This is a genomic window from Marinobacter iranensis, assembly GCF_029207565.1.
Lineage (GTDB): Bacteria > Pseudomonadota > Gammaproteobacteria > Pseudomonadales > Oleiphilaceae > Marinobacter > Marinobacter iranensis.
This window is the reverse complement of record NZ_JANCMW010000209.1, coordinates 1-266: the sequence shown is the minus strand read 5'-3', so window position 1 is coordinate 266 and position 266 is coordinate 1. Positions and strand designations below refer to the sequence as shown.

Below are 266 nucleotides of genomic sequence, written 5' to 3'. Positions count from 1 at the left end.
AGAGCAGGATCGGGTGCTGCTACTCCGGCAGTTCAGTCAGCGGATTTTGATGCCATTAAGGCAGGTCTGGACGTCTTTGCGGAAGCGGAAAGCTTCACAGGTGCTGACAACGGGATTAAAACGTATAACACGCGCGACTTTCTCTCGGGTGGGGTCGGCGTTTCGGGGTGGAACGATCTCGGGCAGTCGATCAGCTGGCAGCTGAATGTCCCTGAAGCCGGGTACTACGATGTCGCCCTGAAATACGTAAGCGGCTGGAATTTAGG

At 55.6% G+C, this 266-nt stretch carries 1 protein-coding gene; it reads left to right on the top strand.

Features of this window, described 5'->3' with window-relative positions:
- The coding region (locus NLU14_RS22060; RefSeq protein ID WP_275710644.1) for a carbohydrate-binding protein at positions 1-266 on the top strand (266 nt) is incomplete at both ends.